Consider the following 18,176-nt stretch of genomic DNA (forward strand, 5'->3'; position numbering starts at 1 on the left):
TACTATAACAATCAGAGAATCACTGAAAAATTAAAAGGATTAACTCCTGTAGAATACAGAAATCAATCCTTAATTACCGTTTAGATAGTATACTTATTTTAATGTCCAAGAAATTGGGTTCACTTCACAAAGAGGATATGGAGAATTTAAAGATGGATGGGAATTTCCAGGAGGAAAAGTAGAAAAAGGGGAAACCAAAGAAGAAGCTTTAATAAGAGAAATAAAAGAAGAATTAGATACCGTTATTAAAGTGGATTCGTATTTAGATACAATTGAATACGATTATCCAGATTTTCATTTATCCATGGATTGTTTTATCTGTTCTATAGTAGAAGGAAATTTAGTTTTAAAAGAACATGAAGATTCTAAATGGATTAAAAAAGAAGAAATAGATACTTTAAACTGGTTACCAGCAGATTTAGTAATCATAGATAAAGTGAAAGAGATGATGTAAATTACAAAAAGGTACGACATTATGGGTATTATTGCAGGTCGTACTTTTTTTGTTAATGATAATCATTGTTTTAAGTGTATAATTTAATATATAAATATTTGGAGAAGGGTATGGAAATTATATTAAAAGAGTGTCATTTAAAATTACTGAAAGATAATATTAATATATTAAATAATTTTAAATTAAAGATGTCACTTTTTTATAAGTTCTATGTATTAACTAATATGGAGATTCCAAAAGAACAAGTTGAATGTTCAGTTAGAATTAGTTGGAGATGGAAAAGAAGCAAAATATAATTTAAAAAATTAATTGAAATTGTTAAGAGTTTAGTTTTGTAGGTGATATTTTGAATTTAAAAATTTCAAATAATATAGTGTATCAGAATGATCTTGACATTGATTCATTCAGTTCTATGTTGGATGATCCTACACAATGCTATAAATTTTATTGGTTAGATGCAATATTAACTTTAGTAAAAAGAGGAAATAAGGAAATAAAGTTTGATGATATTGTGAATGAAATGATTGTTGGGGCATGGTATTCTGTATCTAAATACCATCTAAAATTAGGACCAACAGTATTAGGTAAATGTGAAAATTATTTGGAACACGCTATTCATATTTTATTGGATTCTTGTGATATTAATGAAAAAATGAATTTAGAAAATATTCGGATCATAGTTGAAAAATCAGATGAAATATTAAAAGTAGATAAAATAAATATTATAAAGAATGTTCCTTATCGTTTATTGGCTCCATTCTTAAAAAAATACATAAAGGAAAAAGATTTTAATGGTGGAAAAAAAGCGTTGATTGACAAAATAAATTCAATCAATAATAAAGTTCTGCTTCCATATACCATTACATATGATAATGGGTATAATAAAAAAATCATATTAAATGAAGAATGGATTAGATTTATTAATGATAATTTTGATATTCTAAAAAATTGGATTCAATTAAAAAAAATCTTCTTTCTCCAAAAAAGAAATCCAGGAGTACCTGGTATTATTTACAAATTAGGTGATGAATCAGAAAAAAGACGATTAGGAAAAGCCAGGGATTTATGGAAATTATATTCAGAGATAAAAAAAGAGCCTTTAATGGATATATATACGGAAGACTATTTAATTGATAATCAATTTGATTTGGATCACTTTATTCCTTGGACTTATATTGCGAATGATGAATTGTGGAATTTAACACCAATGACTAAGTCATTAAATTGTTCTAAAAGTAACAATCTTCCCGATTGGGATACATATTTCTTTCGCATGGCTAAAAATCAATTTAGTTTATATGAATTAATTTTTAATAATGAAATAATGCATAAAAAGTTTGAATTATGTAAAAACGATAATTTAAATTCGATTTGGGCACAAGAAACTCTATTTATTCCAGGTTATAAAAAAGATGAATTTATTCACGTTTTAGAAAAGAATATGAAACCAATTTATAACAATGCTTATTCTATTGGTTTTCGAGTTTGGAAAGTGAAATAATATCTATTCCATTTTTCTTTATATAGGATGGTAATATGGTTACATTGGTAAAAGTAAATGAAGAATATAAAGAAGAGGCTTTAGAATTTAAAAAGGAATTTTTTGATTGTAATGAAACTGTAATTAATGGAAGTGCATTATTTGATCAGTTATCTTTTGATGATTGGATGGATCTGGTTAAAAAGAATGAGAATATAGAAACAGTATCAAAAGATTGGGCTGTTAGTAGTGTATTCTTTTTGATGCTGGAATCAAAGATTATTGGAATTACTGAAATACGTCATAGTTTAACCACTCCTTTTTTACAAGAATATGCAGGGCATATTGGATATTCTATACGTCCTTCTTATCGAAAAAAGGGATATGGAACAAAACTTTTATCTTTGGCTAAAGATTATTGTAGAGAAATTGGATTAAAGGAAATAAGACTGGGTTGCTATTGTGATAATGTTGGTTCCATTCGTGTAATTGAAAACAATCAGGGAATTTGTATAAAAAAGAAAGAATATTTAGATGGAAAATTAATGTATATATATGAAATTAAATGGTGAAGAATATGAAAATTGTAGTGGCTTGTGATTCTTTTAAAGAAAGTATGAGTGCTTTACAAGCATGTAAAGCTATACAAAGAGGCATTCATAAAGTGGATACGAGTATTGATGTAGAATGCATTCCTATGGCAGATGGAGGAGAAGGAACTTCTAAAGTATTGAATGAATTTTATAAAGGAAATAAAATCATCTGTAATGCATTGGATGCTTATGGTAGAGAAATAGAAGCGTATTATTTTCGTAAAGAAGATCTGGCAATCATTGAAATGGCTTGTGTTTGTGGATTGGAATCGATTGAAATTTCTATGCGTCATCCTTTACACTCTTCTTCGTATGGATTAGGACAGCTGATCCGACATGCTATTGATCATGGCTGTAAAACTTTACTGATTGGTTTAGGTGGCAGTGCCACCAATGATGGTGGTTTAGGAATGTTAGGTGCTTTGGGTTCTCATTTTTATGATAAAGATCATAAGGAATTAGAACCGGTTATAAAAAATATTCCACTTATCGAATCGGTTTCCTTATGTTCTTATCCAGATGTACAAATACAGGTGGCCTGTGATGTAACCAATCCATATTGTGGTCCACAGGGAGCTACTTATACTTTTGGCAAACAAAAAGGAGCGACTGCAGAAGAACTGGATAAACTGGAATCCTGTTTATGTCATTTAAATACTTTATTAAATATCAATGATCATCCTTGTACTGGAGCGGCTGGAGGAACATCTGGAGCTTTATATGCGATAGGAGCTCAACTTTGTTCAGGTATTGAATTGGTTATGAAACATACCCAATTTGAAAAAAGAATTATGGATTGTGATTATTGTTTTACAGGAGAAGGAAGCTTTGACCACCAAAGCTTAAATGGAAAAACCATTTCAGGAATTGCTTCGATCTGTAAAAGACATAATGTTCCTTTAATTGTATGTGCCGGAAAAGTAAATATTGATTCTTGTTATGAAAAAGGAATTACTGCTTGTTTTTCAATAGGAAATGAAATTTCTTCTTTAGAAAAAGCTTTAAAAGAAGGAGAAAAAAATTTAGAAAAGACAAGTGAAAATATAATGAGATTATTGATTTTATGATATGAAAAGGAGAATGAAATGAAAAAAGTGGCCTTTGTTTGTGTACACAATTCATGTAGAAGTCAAATTTCAGAGGCTTTGGGAAAATATCTTGCATCCGATGTGTTTGAAAGTTATTCAGCTGGATCCGAGACAAAACCACACATTAATGCAGATGCGATTTGATTGATGAAAGAAATATATGGAATTGATATGGAAGCCAATGGACAGTATAGTAAAACGTTGAAAGATATTCCTCAAATGGATCTGTATATTTCAATGGGATGCAATGTAAGTTGTCCGTTTATTGGAAAAGAATTTGACGATAACTGGAAACTGGAAGATCCTACTGGTAAATCCGATGAAGAATTTAGAAAAGTAATCAAACAGATTGAAACAAATATTATAGAACTTAAAAACACGTTGAAATAAGAAAACAATCACCTCATAAGGGGGTGATTGTTTTAAATTTAGTTTTCACTTTTTGTTTCTATCAATTTTTTACCGGATCCGATAAAAATTAAGATTCCTAATGCCATCAATAATAAAGCAATCAATAATTGTAAGCCATCTGTCATAAAGACAAAACCACCAGATACAAATAATTTCATAAAGATATTGTATACAGCCATTCCTAAACTTGTCATAGTGATGACTAACATGGCAATCATTGGAATGTACAACATAAATCCTTTTCTTCCGGTAACTTTTAAGAATACGGAAATGGAAATCAATACCATAGCAGCTAATAATTGATTGGCACTTCCGAATAATGGCCAGATATTTAAATATCCTCCTAAGCTTAATAAATATCCACCGGCTAGTGTTAATAGTGTGGCCACGTATTTATTTGTTAAGAAAGCAACGATTTTTCCTTGTGGTTTCTGGTTGCTGCATTCAAAGAATTCCTGGAAAGACATACGACCAATACGAGCCACTGCATCTAAAGAAGTTAAAGCCAAGGCAGAGACAAACATGGTCATAATGCACAATCCATATTCTTGAGGCATTCCCAATTGATGGACTAAACCGGTAACTCCTACGGAGAATTTAGTAAAAGGGGTAGCTCCCTGGGCTAAGGCCATAGAAGATAATGTTTCATTTAATACACCTGAATCGGATAAAGAAGTTAAAGAACCTACAATGACAATGACTAAAATCGCAAGTAAAGATTCAAGCAGCATGCTTCCATATCCAACCTGAAGCATATCTTTTTCATTTGAAATCTGTTTTGAACTGGTTTCACTGGATACCAGAGAATGGAATCCGCTGACGGCTCCACAGGCAATGGTTACAAATAAAGTAGGGAATAGATAACTTCCACTTTCGCTTTTAAATCCAGTAAAAACAGGTGTAGTAATGGTTGGATTCGAAATAAATACACCCACTACAGCTGCCAGGATCATTGCGATAAATAAGAATGTTGTCAAATAATCACGTGGCTGTTTCAAAATCCAGATTGGTGTAACCGATGCGAAGAAAATATACACAAATACGATGTAGATCCATGTTTGTTTTGTGAAATAAACTGGAAACTGAATTCCTACCATCAACATCAGAACAATCAATACCAGTCCCAATACCAGCTGTTTCCATCCGGAAATCTTGGTTTTCTTTAAGAACAATCCAAAGGCAATGGCAACAAATACATATAAGATGGAAATGGATCCGGCAGCTCCATTTGGAAGAAGCTGGGCCCCTTGTTCATTAAATCCATTAAAAGTACCAGCTACCATATCCGCAAAGGCAGCAATAACCAATAGCGTAAACAGCCAGCTGAATAAGAAGAATAAACGTCTTCCGGTTTTTCCAATATATTGTTCAATTAATTGTCCCATGGATTTTCCATTTGATTTTACCGAAGCGTACAGGGCTCCAAAATCTTGTACAGCTCCAAAGAAAATACCTCCCACTAAGACCCATAGAAAGGCAGGAAGCCATCCAAATGCCATCGCAAGAACAGGACCGGTTACAGGACCTGCACCAGCTATAGAAGAAAACTGATGGGCAAACACTTCCCATTTGTTGCTGGGAACAAAATCAACACCGTCTTCTCTTTGATAAGCTGGTGTTTTCGCATTTACATCGATTCCCCATGTTTTCACCAGATAACGACCATACAATAGATAAGCCGCAACCAGGATCACAACAGAAATAAGTAATAATAATAAACCGTTCATAAAAATCCTCCCTGAACATTTCATAAAAAAAGACTTCGTATCTAAGACGAAGTCAAATCCGCGGTACCACTTAGTTTGCATAAAATCAGCCACTTAAATTTCTTAACGCGAAACACGGATTTTCTTACTTTTTTCAGAAAATCAACGAACAAGGGATAGCTTTAAATGCTCTTGATATCTTTTCAGCTGCCGATACTCTCTAACGCAAGTATATTTAAAGTATTGTCTTGTTTATGTCTTTTATGAAATATTCGTAGAGATAATAGTTCTTTAAATGAAAATTGTCAACAAAAAAATGAAAAAATTACAAAAACACTGAAAATAATTTTTAATTCTTACATTTACTGATTTTTATATCTTTTTCAATTATAATAGTATAAGAAATGAGGAATATATATGGAATATTGGGATATTTATGATAAAAATAAACAATTAACAGGAAGAACTATGAAGAAAAACGATTGGATCTTAAAGGATGGAGAATACCATTTATCAGTTTTAGGAATTATTCAGCATGTAAATGGAAAATATTTAATCACACAAAGGGTTATGACAAAAGCCTGGGCTCCTGGATGGTGGGAAGTACCAGGAGGAGCCTGTATGGCTGGGGAATCTTCTGAAGAAGCGGTTTTAAGAGAAGTAAAAGAAGAAACAGGATTGGATGTTTCTATGGCTTCAGGGGGATTTAAAATGAGCTATCATCGAGAGAATCCTGGACAGGGAGATAATTATTTTGTGGATGTTTATAAATTTATTCTCGATTTTAATGAAAATGATGTACAGATCCAGACTGAAGAAGCTTTGTCTTATCGATTGGCTACTAAAGAAGAAATAGAAGAATTGGATCGACAAGGAATCTTTCTTCACTATCAATCTATTAAAGAAGCATTTGAATAGGAGGACATTATGAAATTAAGAAACGGAAATGAGATTCCAGACATTGGCTTTGGGACATGGAAGACACCGAATGATGAAATCGCATTAAAGGCGGTTCAATGTGCCATTGATTGTGGATATCGTCACATTGATGGTGCTTATATTTACAAAAACGAAGAGATGATCGGGAAAGCCATTCGAAATTGTGGAATAAAAAGAGAAGAATTATTTATCACAAATAAAGTATGGAATAGCCAGCGTGGATACCAATCCACTTTACAGGCTTTGGATCGTTCTTTAGAAACAATGGGATTGGATTACTTTGACCTGTATTTAATTCATTGGCCTGCCAATTCGTTGATGTATGAAAATCCAGTCGAAGTAAATCGTCAGACTTGGCAAGCTATGATTGATGCGTATAAACAAGGAAAAGTAAAAGCCATTGGCGTATCCAATTTCAGAATCCATCATTTAGAACAAATTATGGATATGGAAATCATTCCAATGGTCAATCAGATTAAATACCATCCAGGACTGCTTCAAAAAGAAGTGGTAGATTATTGCAAAGAAAACGATATTTTAGTAGAAGCGTATAGTCCATTGGCCAGATCGGCTTTACTTGATAATGACATAATCAATGAACTTGCACAAAAATATCATAAGACACCTTCCCAAATCTGTTTAAGATATATTTATCAGAATGACATTTTACCTTTACCAAAATCGGTTACACCAAGTCGTATTCAAGAAAACATTAATATCTTTGATTTTGAAATCGGAAAAGCAGATATGGATAGGTTAGATGCACTAAAAGTGGATTATGAACTTCAGGATCCGGATACAATGGAGCGTTAAGATGGAAAAAATTATAAAAGAAGCTAAGAATGGAAATCGTGAAGCCGTTTTACATTTATATGAAAAAAATAAGAAACGAATTTATTTTATCTGTGATTTTTTAATGGAAAATGAAGAGCAGACCGATTTTGTGTTTGAAGATGTTTTTGAACAGGTATGGAAAAATTTAGCACAGAAAAACATACAGAGTGAAGAAGAATTCAAAGATCTTTGTATTCATATAGCAATAAAACTATGTAAAAATAAATATTTTATTTCCAATCCTCATCAATTAAAAGAACAGAAACCAGATATTAAAGAAACAATTGAAATCAAAGAAATGGAATCCAATCTGGATTTTAATAAAATCTGTTCGTCTTTACAATCTTTAAATAAAGAAACACGATTTGTATTGAAATCCTATTTATGTTCAGATTTTAGCTGTCGCCAATTAAAAGAAACATTAAATGTAGATGAAATGATCATTGAAGATTATATTCAATATTGTTTTCAAACCATTGATGAATGCACTCAATTTAAATCTGTAATCTTAAAACAGGAAAAAGAACCTTTTCAATCTACGAATCAGAAATGTATCGAAACCATTGAAACTTTGACAAAGAAAGAATCTGGTTTTAAAAAAATATTCATTGTTCCCATTCTTCTGGTTTGTCTAATCGCTTCTTATTTTGTTTTAAAAGACGATTCGGTTTATTATGCCGATATCAATATCAAAGATTATGGACAGATAGTGGTTCAATTGGATTCGAAACAGGCACCTGAAACAGTGGATAATTTTGTCAGTCTGGCACAATCCGGTTTCTATGATGGATTAACTTTCCATCGTATTATGGATGGTTTCATGATGCAGGGTGGAGATCCAAATGGAGATGGAACAGGAGGGTCTTCTCAAACCATTAAAGGAGAGTTTTCTGCCAATGGAGTGGATAATGAAATTTCTCATATAAGAGGAACTATATCGATGGCAAGAAGCAGCGATTATAATTCTGCCAGCAGCCAATTCTTTATTGTACAAAGTGATTCGACTTTCTTGGATGGACAATATGCGGCTTTTGGTACGGTTCTATCGGGAATGGATATTGTGGATGAAATCTGTGAAAAAGCCAATCCAATCGATGACAATGGAAGCATTGAAAAAAGTGAACAGCCAGTCATTGAATCCATACAAATAAGAAAAGAATAGGAAATCCCTATTCTTTTTTCTTTATGTAGAATGCCAATGCATATTTGAATGTTTCTTCCGAATCTTCCAGATCACAGTTTAATAAGGATTTAATTTTCGAAATGCGATAATTGATCGTATTTCGATGAGTATATAATTCCTGGGCTACAATTTGAATGGCTCCTTTGTATTTAAGAAAATATTCAAATGTAAGCAACAATTGAGAATGATGTTTCAAATCGTATTCAATTAAAGGATGGAAACACTCCCTGTAATAATTTTCTATAATGGATTCATCTTCAATAGAATATAAGATCTGATACATGCCAATATCCTTAAATCTGGAAATAGAATGATTAAAATGAAGAGCATATTTTAAAGCAGCTTTGGCTTTTTTATAATTTTTTGGCAGACTTTTTAAATCGATTTCACTATTTCCAATTCCAATAAACACAGGGAAATCTTCTAATTTGATCTTTGTGATATGAATTACTTTTTCACATAATGACTGTAAAGAATGCATAGGAAGATTATTGGTAATTAAAATCAGATTGTTTTCATACCAGAAAAAAATATATTTACATTGTATCGTACCAAAATAAAATTGTAAACGAGCCAGTATTCTTTGATGTTGAATATCTGTATTTTCTAAATTGCTGATGTGAACAATGCTGATCTGAAAGGAACCTTCGGTATCAAAATGAGATTTAAGTTCATCTCGATACTGTTCCAGTTTTTCTTCGTTTTTAAATCCTTTTATAAAATATTGAGCCAGTTTCTGTTCACCCATGGAATCTTGCTGGCAACGGATAGAAATGTCTTTTATGACCATATTGACATTGATTTCCCATGGAATGGTGATCAATGGAAACTGATTCTGGTCACAATAACGAAGAATGGAGTCAGGTATTTCGTTGATATATTTTCCTGTATTGATAATTAAACCCACACAGTTTCGTTTTACCAGTTTTATAATACAGTCCATTAAAGCTTTTTCACTCTGAAATCCCAGTCCCAATGTCAAAGCCAGATCGTTTGACCATAAGAATTGAATAATGGTAGGATCTTCTACGATATGAACCCATCCAATTGGATGTGAACAGCCCTCTTTACCAGCTATGCATTTCATTTTATATTCATTTCCTACCTGCAGCATAATGTCATCCAAAGAAATCATACAATCACCCTTTTCAGTGTATCATTAATTGATCATAATTTGTGAACAAATTGTTATAAAATGGAATCAAATCCATATTTTTTATACAGTTGTTTAAAATATAAAGTCAATGTAAATAAATGAAAACTTTTATGAAAATAAATTATAATTTTATTTGTGCTATAAGCATAAAATGTATAAAAATAATTGGGCTTTTAAGCCATTTAAATTCTATTCTTTTGGTTTTATAATACAATTACAAAGAAAGAGATGAAGAGGAGGAGCTACTTATGATTTATGGTAATGTATATTTTCAATTGTATGATATGGAGAGAAGTTGTCCACAATGGTATAAATCAGAGCGTTATAGCTACTGTGATTCAGGAAAAATCAATAAATTGTATCGTTTATTCTCTAGAAAATATAGATAATAATCAATCAGGAATCCAAAGAGATTCCTGATTTTGTTTTTGTATTATAGACAATAAAACAAAATAAAATTTGATATAACTTTTTTAAATTTTGTTCTATAATAATTACGTGGAGGAAATCAAATATGGGAATTATTAAATTAAATCCAGCCTATAAAGATTATTTATGGGGAGGAACAAAATTAAAAGAAAATTTTGGGAAAAAGACAGATCTTGACATTGTTGCGGAAAGCTGGGAACTATCTGTACATCCAGATGGACCAAGTATTGTGGCAAATGGAGAATATGAAGGGAAAACATTCCCAGAATATTTAGATGCTGCTGGTAAAGGTGTTTTGGGAACAAAAGGAAATGCGTTTGAAAATTTCCCGATTTTAATTAAATTTATTGATGCGAAAGGACCACTTTCTATTCAGGTACATCCAGATAATGAATATGCATTGCGTGTTGAACATGAATTTGGAAAAACTGAAATGTGGTATATCATGGATTGTGATCCGGGTTCTTTCTTATATTTTGGTGTAAACCGTGAAATTTCAAAAGAAGAATTTGAAGCAAAAATTAAAGATAATACATTGCTGGATGTTCTAAAAGCTGTACCGGTTCATAAAGGAGATGTATTCTTTATTCCATCTGGTACCATTCATGCCATTGGAGCAGGAATTCAGATCTGTGAGATTCAGCAGAACTCCAATTCAACGTATCGTGTTTATGATTTTGGACGTGTTGGAAAAGATGGAAAACCAAGAGAACTGCATATTAAAAAAGCATTGGATGTTTCCAATTTATCTCCAATCGAAAGTGATTTCAAACCATGTGGACCAACTATTGAAAAAGAAGATGCCAAAGTCACAACTATGGCAACTTGTCATGAATTTACAACTTATGTAGCGGATGTAGATGGTACTTTAACATGGGATGTAGATGAAGAAAGTTTTGGTTCGGTTATTGTTCTGGATGGAAGTCTGATGCTTGAAGCCAATGGACAAAGCGTTCAACTGGAAAAAGGACAGACGGCTTTCATTGATGCGGCAACAGGTAATACCACTATTACTGGAAAAGCACAATTTATTTATGCACGTGTTTAAGATGGAATGATTTCCATCTTTTTGTATGAGGTTTTATGTTTCAGAATGAATTATTAAAATGGTATGAAAATAAGGCTCGTAAGCTTTCTTTTCGAGAAAAGAAAGATGCGTATTCGATATGGATCAGTGAAATTATGGCACAGCAGACTCGAATTGAAGCCATGTTGAAATATTATAATCGATTTATAGAACAGCTTCCGGATATGAAAGCACTGGCATCTTGTCCGGATGAAAAATTAAATAAATTATGGCAGGGACTGGGTTATTATTCCCGGGCAAAAAATTTAAAAAAATGTGCCATCATCTGTATGGAAAAATACGATGGAAAACTGCCAGAAACCAAAGAAGAATTGATGAAACTGCCAGGAATTGGTCCTTATACAGCAGGAGCCATAGCTTCAATAGCTTATGATCAGAGAGTGAGTGCAGTGGATGGAAATGTGATTCGTGTATTTTCCAGACTGTATGGAATGGAAGAAGAAATTGATTCCAGAACAAAGAAAAATATTGAAAAGCTGGTTCAGGATTCTTTACCAGAAAAAGAGTTTATTTCCGATTATAATCAGGCTTTAATGGAATTAGGGGCTTTAATCTGTATTCCCAAAAATCCACGGTGTATTTCCTGTCCAGTAAAAGAGAATTGTGTGGCTTACCGAAAAGGAATACAGGGAAATCTTCCAGTCTTAAAGAAGAAAAAAGAAAGAAAAGTGGAAGAGAAGCAGTTTTATATTTATGTATATAAGAATAAAATTCATTTAAAGAAAAGAGAAAACAAAGGCTTATTAGCCAATTTATATGGTTTTGATGAAGAAAGAGTTCCTTGTGTAAAAGAAATAGAATTAAAAGAGCACACCCATATTTTTTCCCATATACAATGGAATATGAAAGGGACGATGTTATTTGTGGAACAAAAAACAGATCATTTTTATTCAATCGATGAAATTGAAGAAAAGTATGCCATTCCCAGTGCTTTTGTTCCATTTTATACACAGGTAAAACAAATTATTGAAAGGGAGTTAGTATGAGAGCTTATATTGTAAGGCATGGACAGACTTTATTTAATGTAAAGAAAATTATACAGGGATGGTGTGATTCCCCGTTAACAAAAACAGGGATACAGCAGGCTATTGAAGCAGGAAAGAAGCTGGAAAATGTAGATTTTGAATGGGCTTATTCTTCTACTTCAGAAAGAGCAGTCGATACAATGAATCTGATCTTAAAGAATCGAAATGTGAATACTTCTCATCGAAAAGGTCTAAAAGAAATTAATTTTGGTATGATTGATGGAGAATCGGAAAGAGTAATTTTTCAGACCTTAAAGATTGATCGAAACAATGTGCCAGATTATGGAGGAGAATCGCCTGCTATGGCTTTAGCTCGTTTTCAGAAAGAATTATTAAAGATTTCAGAAAAACATAGTGGAAATGTACTGATTGTCTGTCATGGTGGAATTATGGCCAATCTAATGCGAAAATATGCACCGGATGTAATGGAAAAAGTGGGGCATCCGATACCAAACGGTTCCATTTTTGTATTTGATATTGATACGGATTTTCAATATATTGATAAAATGTAGCTCCATTGAAAAAAAGAAGGCTTTTTCATATAATAAATACATGACGGAATTTAAAAGAGGAATGAAGGATGGGATTCCGATTGGAATGGGCTATTTTGCGGTAGCTTTCACTTTAGGAATTATGGCAAAAAATGTAGGATTGAGTCCCATTCAGGGATTTGTTACTTCGGCACTGATCAATGCTTCAGCAGGAGAATATGCCTGTTTCATGATGATGGCCTCTCATGGAACGTTCTGGCAAATGGTGATGATGACCCTTGTGTCCAACGCCCGCTATTTTCTGATGAGTTTTTCTTTATCGCAGAAACTGGATGAAAAATTATCGACATGGCAAAGAATGATCATTGGATTTGATGTGACCGATGAACTGTTTGGCCTGGCAATCAATCAGGAAGGAAAAGTACCGCCCTTATTTTTATATGGCGCCTATTGTGTAGCCATTCCCTGCTGGGCAAGTGGAACAGCTTTGGGAATCATTGCCGGAAATACGCTTCCATTGCGCCTGGTATCCTGTTTAAGTGTGGCTTTGTATGGTATGTTTCTGGCGGTTATTGTTCCAGCTAGTAAAAAAGACAAAGTGGTTTGCGCTCTGGTTCTGACTAGCTTTCTGTTAAGCTACTGTACCAGAAATCTTCCATTTTCATCTGGAACTCGAACATTGATACTGACCATTGTGATTTCTTTGATTGCTGCCATTGTATTTCCAAGGAGGGAAATGGATGAATAATTTGATGAGCTATGTATGGATCATGGCCATTGTGACCTATCTGATCCGTGTGCTTCCATTGACGCTGGTTCGAAAACCTATTAAAAATGTTACCATTCGTTCCTTTTTATATTATGTACCCTATGTCACCTTAGCCTGTATGACTTTTCCAGCCATTATTGAAGCCACTCAGATTCCTGCAGCAGGTATAGTGGCTCTGGTAACAGGAATCGTTCTGGCATGGAAAAAAGCCAGCCTGTTTCAGGTATCTATGGCTTGTTGTCTGATGGTATTTATTGTGGAATTGATTTTAGTTTAGGAGGAGTTATGGAAAAAGACGTTGTGATTGAAAGCTTTACTTTGGATCATACCAGAGTAATCGCCCCATATGTACGATTGATTGATACACAAAAAGGAGAAAAAGGAGATATTGTTTCCAATTTTGATATTCGATTGACACAGCCCAATGAAATGTTTATTCCGACAGCGGGAATGCATACACTGGAACATTTACTGGCTTTAACACTAAGACCAAGAATCAAAGGATATCTGGATTGTTCTCCATTTGGATGCCGAACAGGATTTCATCTGTTGACTTTTAATGAACATTCATCTCATGAAGTAGCCCTTGCCTTAAAAGAAGCACTGGAAGAAATTGTAGAAATGAAATGGGAAGATGTTCCTGGGACAAAAGAAAAAGAATGTGGAAATTATCGCGATCATTCTTTATTTTGTGCACAGGAATATGCCAGACTGGTTTTATCTAAAGGAATCAGTGAGGATCCTTATGTCAGAAAAATTGTTTAAATAGGGATTTCCCTATTTTTTTTTTGTGTTTTGTGATAATATTTGTTATGATACGAAAATTTTAGGAGGGATACAATGGCAGGGTTCTTTAAAAAGATGTTCTCAGAAGAACAAAGGGAATTAGCTGGACTGGAAAAAATTGCTGATCAGGTATTAAGCTATGAACCAGAAATGCAGAAGTTATCAGATGAAGAATTAAGAAATAAAACCAATGAATATAGATCACGTCTACAAAATGGAGAAACGGTAGATGATTTATTACCAGAAGCATTCGCAACAGCTCGTGAAGCGGCTTATCGTGTAATCAATGAAAAACCATATAAAGTACAGGTTATGGGTTCCATTGCGATGCATAAAGGTGACATTGCGGAAATGAAGACCGGTGAAGGAAAGACATTAACGGCAACTATGTGTGTATACTTAAATGCTTTAAAAGGGGAAGGTGTACATGTCATTACTGTCAATGAATATTTAGCTGGACGTGATGCCAGCTGGATGGGTGAAATCTATCGATTCTTAGGATTGAGCGTAGGTGTTAATAAACGTGAATTGAATGCCAGAGAAAAAAGAGAAGCATACAATTGTGATATCACATATACAACAAACTCTGAATTAGGATTTGATTATTTACGTGACAATATGGTCACAAAAGTAGAAGATCGTGTTATGAGAGGACTTCATATGGCCATTGTCGATGAAGTGGACTCTATTTTAATTGACGAATCTCGTACGCCATTAATTATTTCTGGTGGACGTAAACAGACCGCAAATTTATATATTCAGGCCGATCGTTTTGTCAAAACATTAGTGGCTCCTGAATATGAAACCGATAAATTTACACATGAAAAAGAACTGGTTTCTGGAGACTATGACATTGATGAAAAAACACGTCAGGTTATGTTGTCTGAAGATGGAGTTCGTAAAGCAGAACGTTATTTTAAAATTGACAACCTGTATGAAATTGAACATACACAGCTGGTACATCACATCAATCAGGCATTGCGTGCCAACTACATTATGACAAATGAAATTGAATACGTTGTCAGTGATGAAAAAGAAATTGTGATCGTTGACCAGTTTACAGGGCGTTTGATGCCAGGAAGAGCCTACTCTGATGGGCTGCACCAGGCAATCGAAGCCAAAGAAGGGGTTCCAATCAAAGAAGAAACTTCCACTCTGGCAACTATTACATATCAGAACTTTTTCCGTCTGTATGAAAAACTGGCAGGTATGACCGGTACTGCTAAAACAGAAGAAGAGGAATTCCTTTCTACATACAATATGAAAGTTATTGTGATTCCTACAAACGTACCAGTCATTCGTGAAGATCTGCCAGATGAAGTTTATGCTCATAAAAAAGATAAATACGAAGCTCTGGTTCGTGAAGTAAAACGCCTGTATGAAAAAGGACAGCCAGTACTGGTAGGTACCATTGCGGTAGAAACCAGTGAACTGATTTCAAAAATGCTGAAAAAAGAAAGAATTCCACATGAATTATTAAATGCGAAAAACCATGCACGCGAAGCAGAAATTGTGGCTTTAGCAGGTAGACCTAAAGCCGTAACCATTGCCACAAACATGGCAGGACGTGGTACCGATATCAAATTAACGGCTGAATCCAGAAAATTAGGTGGTTTGGCTGTACTGGGATCGGAACGTCATGAATCCAGACGTATTGATAACCAGCTGCGTGGTCGTTCTGGACGTCAGGGAGATCCAGGATTCTCACGTTTCTATGTATCTTTAGAAGATTCATTAATGGTTCGTTTTGGTGGAGACAAACTGCAGAAAATGTTTGACAAATTAGGAGAAGCCGAACGAATCGAATCAAAGACGGTTACAAAATCCATCACAATGGCACAAAAACGTGTTGAAGGATATAACTTTGATATGCGTAAACAGTTATTGGATTACGATGATGTATTGCGTAGACAGCGTGAAATTATTTATGCCCAGAGAAATCGTATTCTGGAAAGTCAGGATGTTCATGAAACGGTCCACAATGTATTTGATCAGACCATTCAACAAACCATTCAGGCTAATTTAACAAACGATAAGAAAAATCCATTGGATATTCCTGGAGTTTGTAAATCACTGGAAATGATGGGATTAACAGAAGAAAAACGTATCCATGCTTCCGAACTGGAAGGAAAAGATGCCACTCAGGCAAAAGAATACTGTTTAAATAAAATGTGGACAGAATATGAAAACGAAATTTCACCAGTAAGAGCACAATTCTTACCATTTGAAAAAACAGTCGTTCTTCGTAACATTGACCGTAACTGGATTGCTCATATTGACCGTATGGATAAATTAAGAGGTGGTATTTATCTTCGTTCATATGCACAAAACAATCCATTACAGCAATATGTTCAGGAAGGATTTGATATGTTTGAAGAAATGAATGCTCGTATTTCTCGTGAAATCACATTCTTCTTATTAAAAGTACGTATTCGTAAAGAGCCAAAAAATCCTGCCTTAGAAAAAGCAAAAGAAATGGCGAAAAGACGAATTAAAAAAGCATAATGGAACTTTATGAATTAAGACAAGGATTGGAAACTCACCTGAAGAAGTTATCTTCTTTAGGTGAGTCTCTTTGACTTAGAAGAAAAAAAATTTCAGGTTGAAGAGCTGGATCGGAAAATTCTGCAGGATGGATTTTGGAACGATCCAAAGAAAGCTCAATCCACGATTCGTAAACGAAATGCGAATAAAGAAATAGTAGACCAGTATGAATCTTTAAGTGAACAGTTTCAGTCTTTATCCGAAAGTTTAAAAGAACTGGAAACAGATTTTGATGAAGAGCTTATGGAACTGACCGAAATGGAATATCAGGAAACCAAAGAAAAAATGGATTCCTTTGAGATTTCTGTTTTACTGTCTCATGAATACGATCAGAACAATGCGATTTTAGAACTGCATCCAGGAGCAGGAGGAACTGAAAGCTGTGACTGGGCGGATATGCTGTATCGAATGTATACCAGATATGCGATGCAGCATGGATACAAAGTTACAGTGCTGGATTATCAGCCTGGAGAAGTGGCAGGGATCAAAAGTGTAACCTTCCTTGTGGAAGGGGATAAAGCCTATGGCTATTTAAAATCGGAAAAAGGCGTGCATCGTCTTGTTCGAATTTCTCCATTTGATTCAGGAGCCAGACGTCACACTTCCTTTGCGTCTTTAGATGTCATGCCACAATTCAATGATGAAATTGAAATTGAAATCAAACCAGAAGACCTGATCATCGAAACAAAACGAGCTTCTGGAGCGGGTGGACAGCATATCAATAAAACGGATTCTGCGATTCGAATGGTGCATAAACCAACTGGAATTGTATCTACGTGTCAGAATGGTCGTTCTCAGCATGAAAATAGAGAAGAAGCTTTACGTGTTTTAAAATCTCGTTTATACCAGTTGGAGATTGAAAAACAGGAAAAGAAAATGAAAGAAATCAAAGGAGAACAGCTTGCCAATGAATGGGGAAGTCAGATTCGAAGTTATGTAATGCATCCTTATTCACTGGTCAAAGATGCGCGTACTGGATATGAAACCAGTCAGGTACAATCGGTACTGGATGGAGATCTGGATGGATTTATATTTGCCTATTTAAAATCACAATTATAAAAGAAGCGGGAAAAATGTAGTGCACCGGTAAAGTTGGACCGGTATAAATAAACTAACTTAATGTTAATTGTTTGAAGGATTGTTGTCTATAAGCTAATGGACTCAATCCTTTTCTTTTTGCGTTAATTCTTTCTGTATTGTA

General features: G+C 33.9%; 21 protein-coding genes. 19 read left to right on the forward strand and 2 right to left on the reverse strand.

The window, feature by feature from the left end; all coding sequences use genetic code 11:
- The 8 genes from FYJ50_RS10970 to FYJ50_RS11005 form a co-directional block, all read left to right on the forward strand.
- The coding region (locus FYJ50_RS10970) for an IS3 family transposase (protein WP_154459219.1) at positions 1-84 on the forward strand (84 nt) is incomplete at its 5' end.
- Between the two features lie 28 nt (positions 85-112).
- Positions 113-454, forward strand: coding sequence for a (deoxy)nucleoside triphosphate pyrophosphohydrolase (locus tag FYJ50_RS09795; protein WP_338083017.1), 342 nt, complete (start codon positions 113-115; stop codon positions 452-454).
- Positions 455-564: 110 nt separating this feature from the next.
- Positions 565-750, forward strand: coding sequence for a hypothetical protein (locus FYJ50_RS09800; protein WP_154461485.1), 186 nt, complete (start codon positions 565-567; stop codon positions 748-750).
- A 50-nt stretch (positions 751-800) separates the two neighbouring features.
- A complete protein-coding gene (locus FYJ50_RS09805; RefSeq protein WP_154461487.1) occupies positions 801-1,955 on the forward strand; it encodes an HNH endonuclease domain-containing protein in 1,155 nt (384 codons plus the stop codon).
- 35 nt (positions 1,956-1,990) lie between these two features.
- Positions 1,991-2,506, forward strand: a complete 516-nt coding sequence (locus FYJ50_RS09810; protein WP_154461489.1) for a GNAT family N-acetyltransferase — start codon at positions 1,991-1,993, stop codon at positions 2,504-2,506.
- A 5-nt stretch (positions 2,507-2,511) separates the two neighbouring features.
- Entirely contained in the window at positions 2,512-3,594 is a 1,083-nt protein-coding gene (locus FYJ50_RS09815; protein ID WP_205946512.1) for a glycerate kinase, read from the forward strand.
- Positions 3,595-3,612: 18 nt separating this feature from the next.
- Entirely contained in the window at positions 3,613-3,759 is a 147-nt protein-coding gene (locus FYJ50_RS11000; RefSeq protein ID WP_476729693.1) for an arsenate reductase/protein-tyrosine-phosphatase family protein, read from the forward strand.
- Positions 3,760-3,762: 3 nt separating this feature from the next.
- The gene (locus FYJ50_RS11005) at positions 3,763-4,005 is read left to right on the forward strand and encodes a low molecular weight phosphatase family protein (protein WP_476729694.1); all 243 of its coding nucleotides are present in this window, start codon (positions 3,763-3,765) and stop codon (positions 4,003-4,005) included.
- Positions 4,006-4,043: 38 nt separating this feature from the next.
- Here FYJ50_RS11005 and FYJ50_RS09825 read toward each other — a convergent pair whose 3' ends face one another.
- Positions 4,044-5,753 carry a carbon starvation CstA family protein gene (locus FYJ50_RS09825; protein ID WP_154461493.1) on the reverse strand — a complete coding sequence of 570 codons (1,710 nt, stop codon included), beginning with the start codon at positions 5,751-5,753 and terminating at the stop codon, positions 4,044-4,046.
- A 396-nt stretch (positions 5,754-6,149) separates the two neighbouring features.
- Between FYJ50_RS09825 and FYJ50_RS09830 the strand changes: the two genes are divergently transcribed.
- Genes FYJ50_RS09830 through FYJ50_RS10770 form a run of 3 tightly spaced genes read left to right on the forward strand, consistent with a single transcriptional unit; the run spans position 6,150 to position 8,667 of the window.
- Entirely contained in the window at positions 6,150-6,650 is a 501-nt protein-coding gene (locus FYJ50_RS09830; protein WP_154461495.1) for an NUDIX hydrolase, read from the forward strand.
- A 9-nt stretch (positions 6,651-6,659) separates the two neighbouring features.
- Positions 6,660-7,484: an aldo/keto reductase gene (locus FYJ50_RS09835; RefSeq protein ID WP_154461497.1), complete on the forward strand. Its 825-nt coding sequence runs from the start codon at positions 6,660-6,662 to the stop codon at positions 7,482-7,484.
- Between the two features lies 1 nt (position 7,485).
- Positions 7,486-8,667, forward strand: a complete 1,182-nt coding sequence (locus tag FYJ50_RS10770) for a peptidylprolyl isomerase (RefSeq protein WP_268891892.1) — start codon at positions 7,486-7,488, stop codon at positions 8,665-8,667.
- Positions 8,668-8,674: 7 nt separating this feature from the next.
- Here the strand turns inward: FYJ50_RS10770 and FYJ50_RS09845 are convergent, their stop codons facing one another.
- Positions 8,675-9,823, reverse strand: a complete 1,149-nt coding sequence (locus FYJ50_RS09845; RefSeq protein WP_154461499.1) for a PucR family transcriptional regulator — start codon at positions 9,821-9,823, stop codon at positions 8,675-8,677.
- Between the two features lie 535 nt (positions 9,824-10,358).
- On the opposite strand from FYJ50_RS09845, the gene FYJ50_RS09850 reads away from it, so the two are divergent.
- The 8 genes from FYJ50_RS09850 (at position 10,359) to prfB (ending at position 18,034) form a co-directional block, all read left to right on the forward strand.
- Positions 10,359-11,321, forward strand: a complete 963-nt coding sequence (locus FYJ50_RS09850) for a type I phosphomannose isomerase catalytic subunit (RefSeq protein WP_154461501.1) — start codon at positions 10,359-10,361, stop codon at positions 11,319-11,321.
- A gap of 35 nt (positions 11,322-11,356) precedes the next feature.
- A complete protein-coding gene (gene mutY / locus FYJ50_RS09855) occupies positions 11,357-12,346 on the forward strand; it encodes an A/G-specific adenine glycosylase (RefSeq protein WP_154461503.1) in 990 nt (329 codons plus the stop codon).
- Complete coding sequence (locus FYJ50_RS09860) at positions 12,343-12,897, forward strand: histidine phosphatase family protein (protein ID WP_154461505.1); 555 nt, start codon at positions 12,343-12,345, stop codon at positions 12,895-12,897. Before mutY ends, FYJ50_RS09860 begins: the two co-directional genes overlap by 4 nt.
- 40 nt (positions 12,898-12,937) lie before the next feature.
- Entirely contained in the window at positions 12,938-13,624 is a 687-nt protein-coding gene (locus tag FYJ50_RS09865; RefSeq protein ID WP_205946513.1) for an AzlC family ABC transporter permease, read from the forward strand.
- Entirely contained in the window at positions 13,617-13,922 is a 306-nt protein-coding gene (locus FYJ50_RS09870) for an AzlD domain-containing protein (RefSeq protein ID WP_154461507.1), read from the forward strand. Before FYJ50_RS09865 ends, FYJ50_RS09870 begins: the two co-directional genes overlap by 8 nt.
- Positions 13,923-13,930: 8 nt before the next feature.
- The gene (locus FYJ50_RS09875) at positions 13,931-14,410 is read left to right on the forward strand and encodes an S-ribosylhomocysteine lyase (RefSeq protein ID WP_154461509.1); all 480 of its coding nucleotides are present in this window, start codon (positions 13,931-13,933) and stop codon (positions 14,408-14,410) included.
- A gap of 75 nt (positions 14,411-14,485) precedes the next feature.
- Positions 14,486-16,936: a preprotein translocase subunit SecA gene (secA, locus tag FYJ50_RS09880; RefSeq protein ID WP_154461511.1), complete on the forward strand. Its 2,451-nt coding sequence runs from the start codon at positions 14,486-14,488 to the stop codon at positions 16,934-16,936.
- Positions 16,936-18,034, forward strand: a protein-coding gene (gene prfB, locus FYJ50_RS09885; protein WP_154461513.1) for a peptide chain release factor 2 whose coding sequence is annotated in 2 segments (ribosomal slippage) — positions 16,936-17,007 and positions 17,009-18,034 — 1,098 coding nt in all. Because the reading frame shifts where the segments join, the coding sequence is not laid out codon by codon here. The genes secA and prfB overlap by 1 nt, the downstream gene beginning before the upstream one ends.
- The last annotated feature ends 142 nt before the right edge of the window (positions 18,035-18,176 follow it).

The sequence above is a fragment of the Floccifex porci genome (genome assembly GCF_009696175.1).
GTDB classification, from domain to species: domain Bacteria; phylum Bacillota_I; class Bacilli_A; order Erysipelotrichales; family Erysipelotrichaceae; genus Floccifex; species Floccifex porci.

Excerpts from the sequence above, each read along its gene's own strand:
- FYJ50_RS09800 (WP_154461485.1), top strand. The coding sequence starts at position 565 with ATGGAAATTATATTAAAAGAGTGTCATTTAAAATTACTGAAAGATAAT.
- FYJ50_RS09810 (WP_154461489.1), top strand. The coding sequence starts at position 1,991 with ATGGTTACATTGGTAAAAGTAAATGAAGAATATAAAGAAGAGGCTTTA.
- FYJ50_RS09815 (WP_205946512.1), top strand. The coding sequence starts at position 2,512 with ATGAAAATTGTAGTGGCTTGTGATTCTTTTAAAGAAAGTATGAGTGCT.
- FYJ50_RS11000 (WP_476729693.1), top strand. The coding sequence starts at position 3,613 with ATGAAAAAAGTGGCCTTTGTTTGTGTACACAATTCATGTAGAAGTCAA.
- FYJ50_RS11005 (WP_476729694.1), top strand. The coding sequence starts at position 3,763 with ATGAAAGAAATATATGGAATTGATATGGAAGCCAATGGACAGTATAGT.
- FYJ50_RS09825 (WP_154461493.1), bottom strand. The coding sequence starts at position 5,753 with ATGAACGGTTTATTATTATTACTTATTTCTGTTGTGATCCTGGTTGCG.
- FYJ50_RS09830 (WP_154461495.1), top strand. The coding sequence starts at position 6,150 with ATGGAATATTGGGATATTTATGATAAAAATAAACAATTAACAGGAAGA.
- FYJ50_RS09835 (WP_154461497.1), top strand. The coding sequence starts at position 6,660 with ATGAAATTAAGAAACGGAAATGAGATTCCAGACATTGGCTTTGGGACA.
- FYJ50_RS10770 (WP_268891892.1), top strand. The coding sequence starts at position 7,486 with ATGGAAAAAATTATAAAAGAAGCTAAGAATGGAAATCGTGAAGCCGTT.
- FYJ50_RS09845 (WP_154461499.1), bottom strand. The coding sequence starts at position 9,823 with ATGATTTCTTTGGATGACATTATGCTGCAGGTAGGAAATGAATATAAA.
- FYJ50_RS09850 (WP_154461501.1), top strand. The coding sequence starts at position 10,359 with ATGGGAATTATTAAATTAAATCCAGCCTATAAAGATTATTTATGGGGA.
- mutY (WP_154461503.1), top strand. The coding sequence starts at position 11,357 with ATGTTTCAGAATGAATTATTAAAATGGTATGAAAATAAGGCTCGTAAG.
- FYJ50_RS09860 (WP_154461505.1), top strand. The coding sequence starts at position 12,343 with ATGAGAGCTTATATTGTAAGGCATGGACAGACTTTATTTAATGTAAAG.
- FYJ50_RS09865 (WP_205946513.1), top strand. The coding sequence starts at position 12,938 with ATGACGGAATTTAAAAGAGGAATGAAGGATGGGATTCCGATTGGAATG.
- FYJ50_RS09870 (WP_154461507.1), top strand. The coding sequence starts at position 13,617 with ATGAATAATTTGATGAGCTATGTATGGATCATGGCCATTGTGACCTAT.
- FYJ50_RS09875 (WP_154461509.1), top strand. The coding sequence starts at position 13,931 with ATGGAAAAAGACGTTGTGATTGAAAGCTTTACTTTGGATCATACCAGA.
- secA (WP_154461511.1), top strand. The coding sequence starts at position 14,486 with ATGGCAGGGTTCTTTAAAAAGATGTTCTCAGAAGAACAAAGGGAATTA.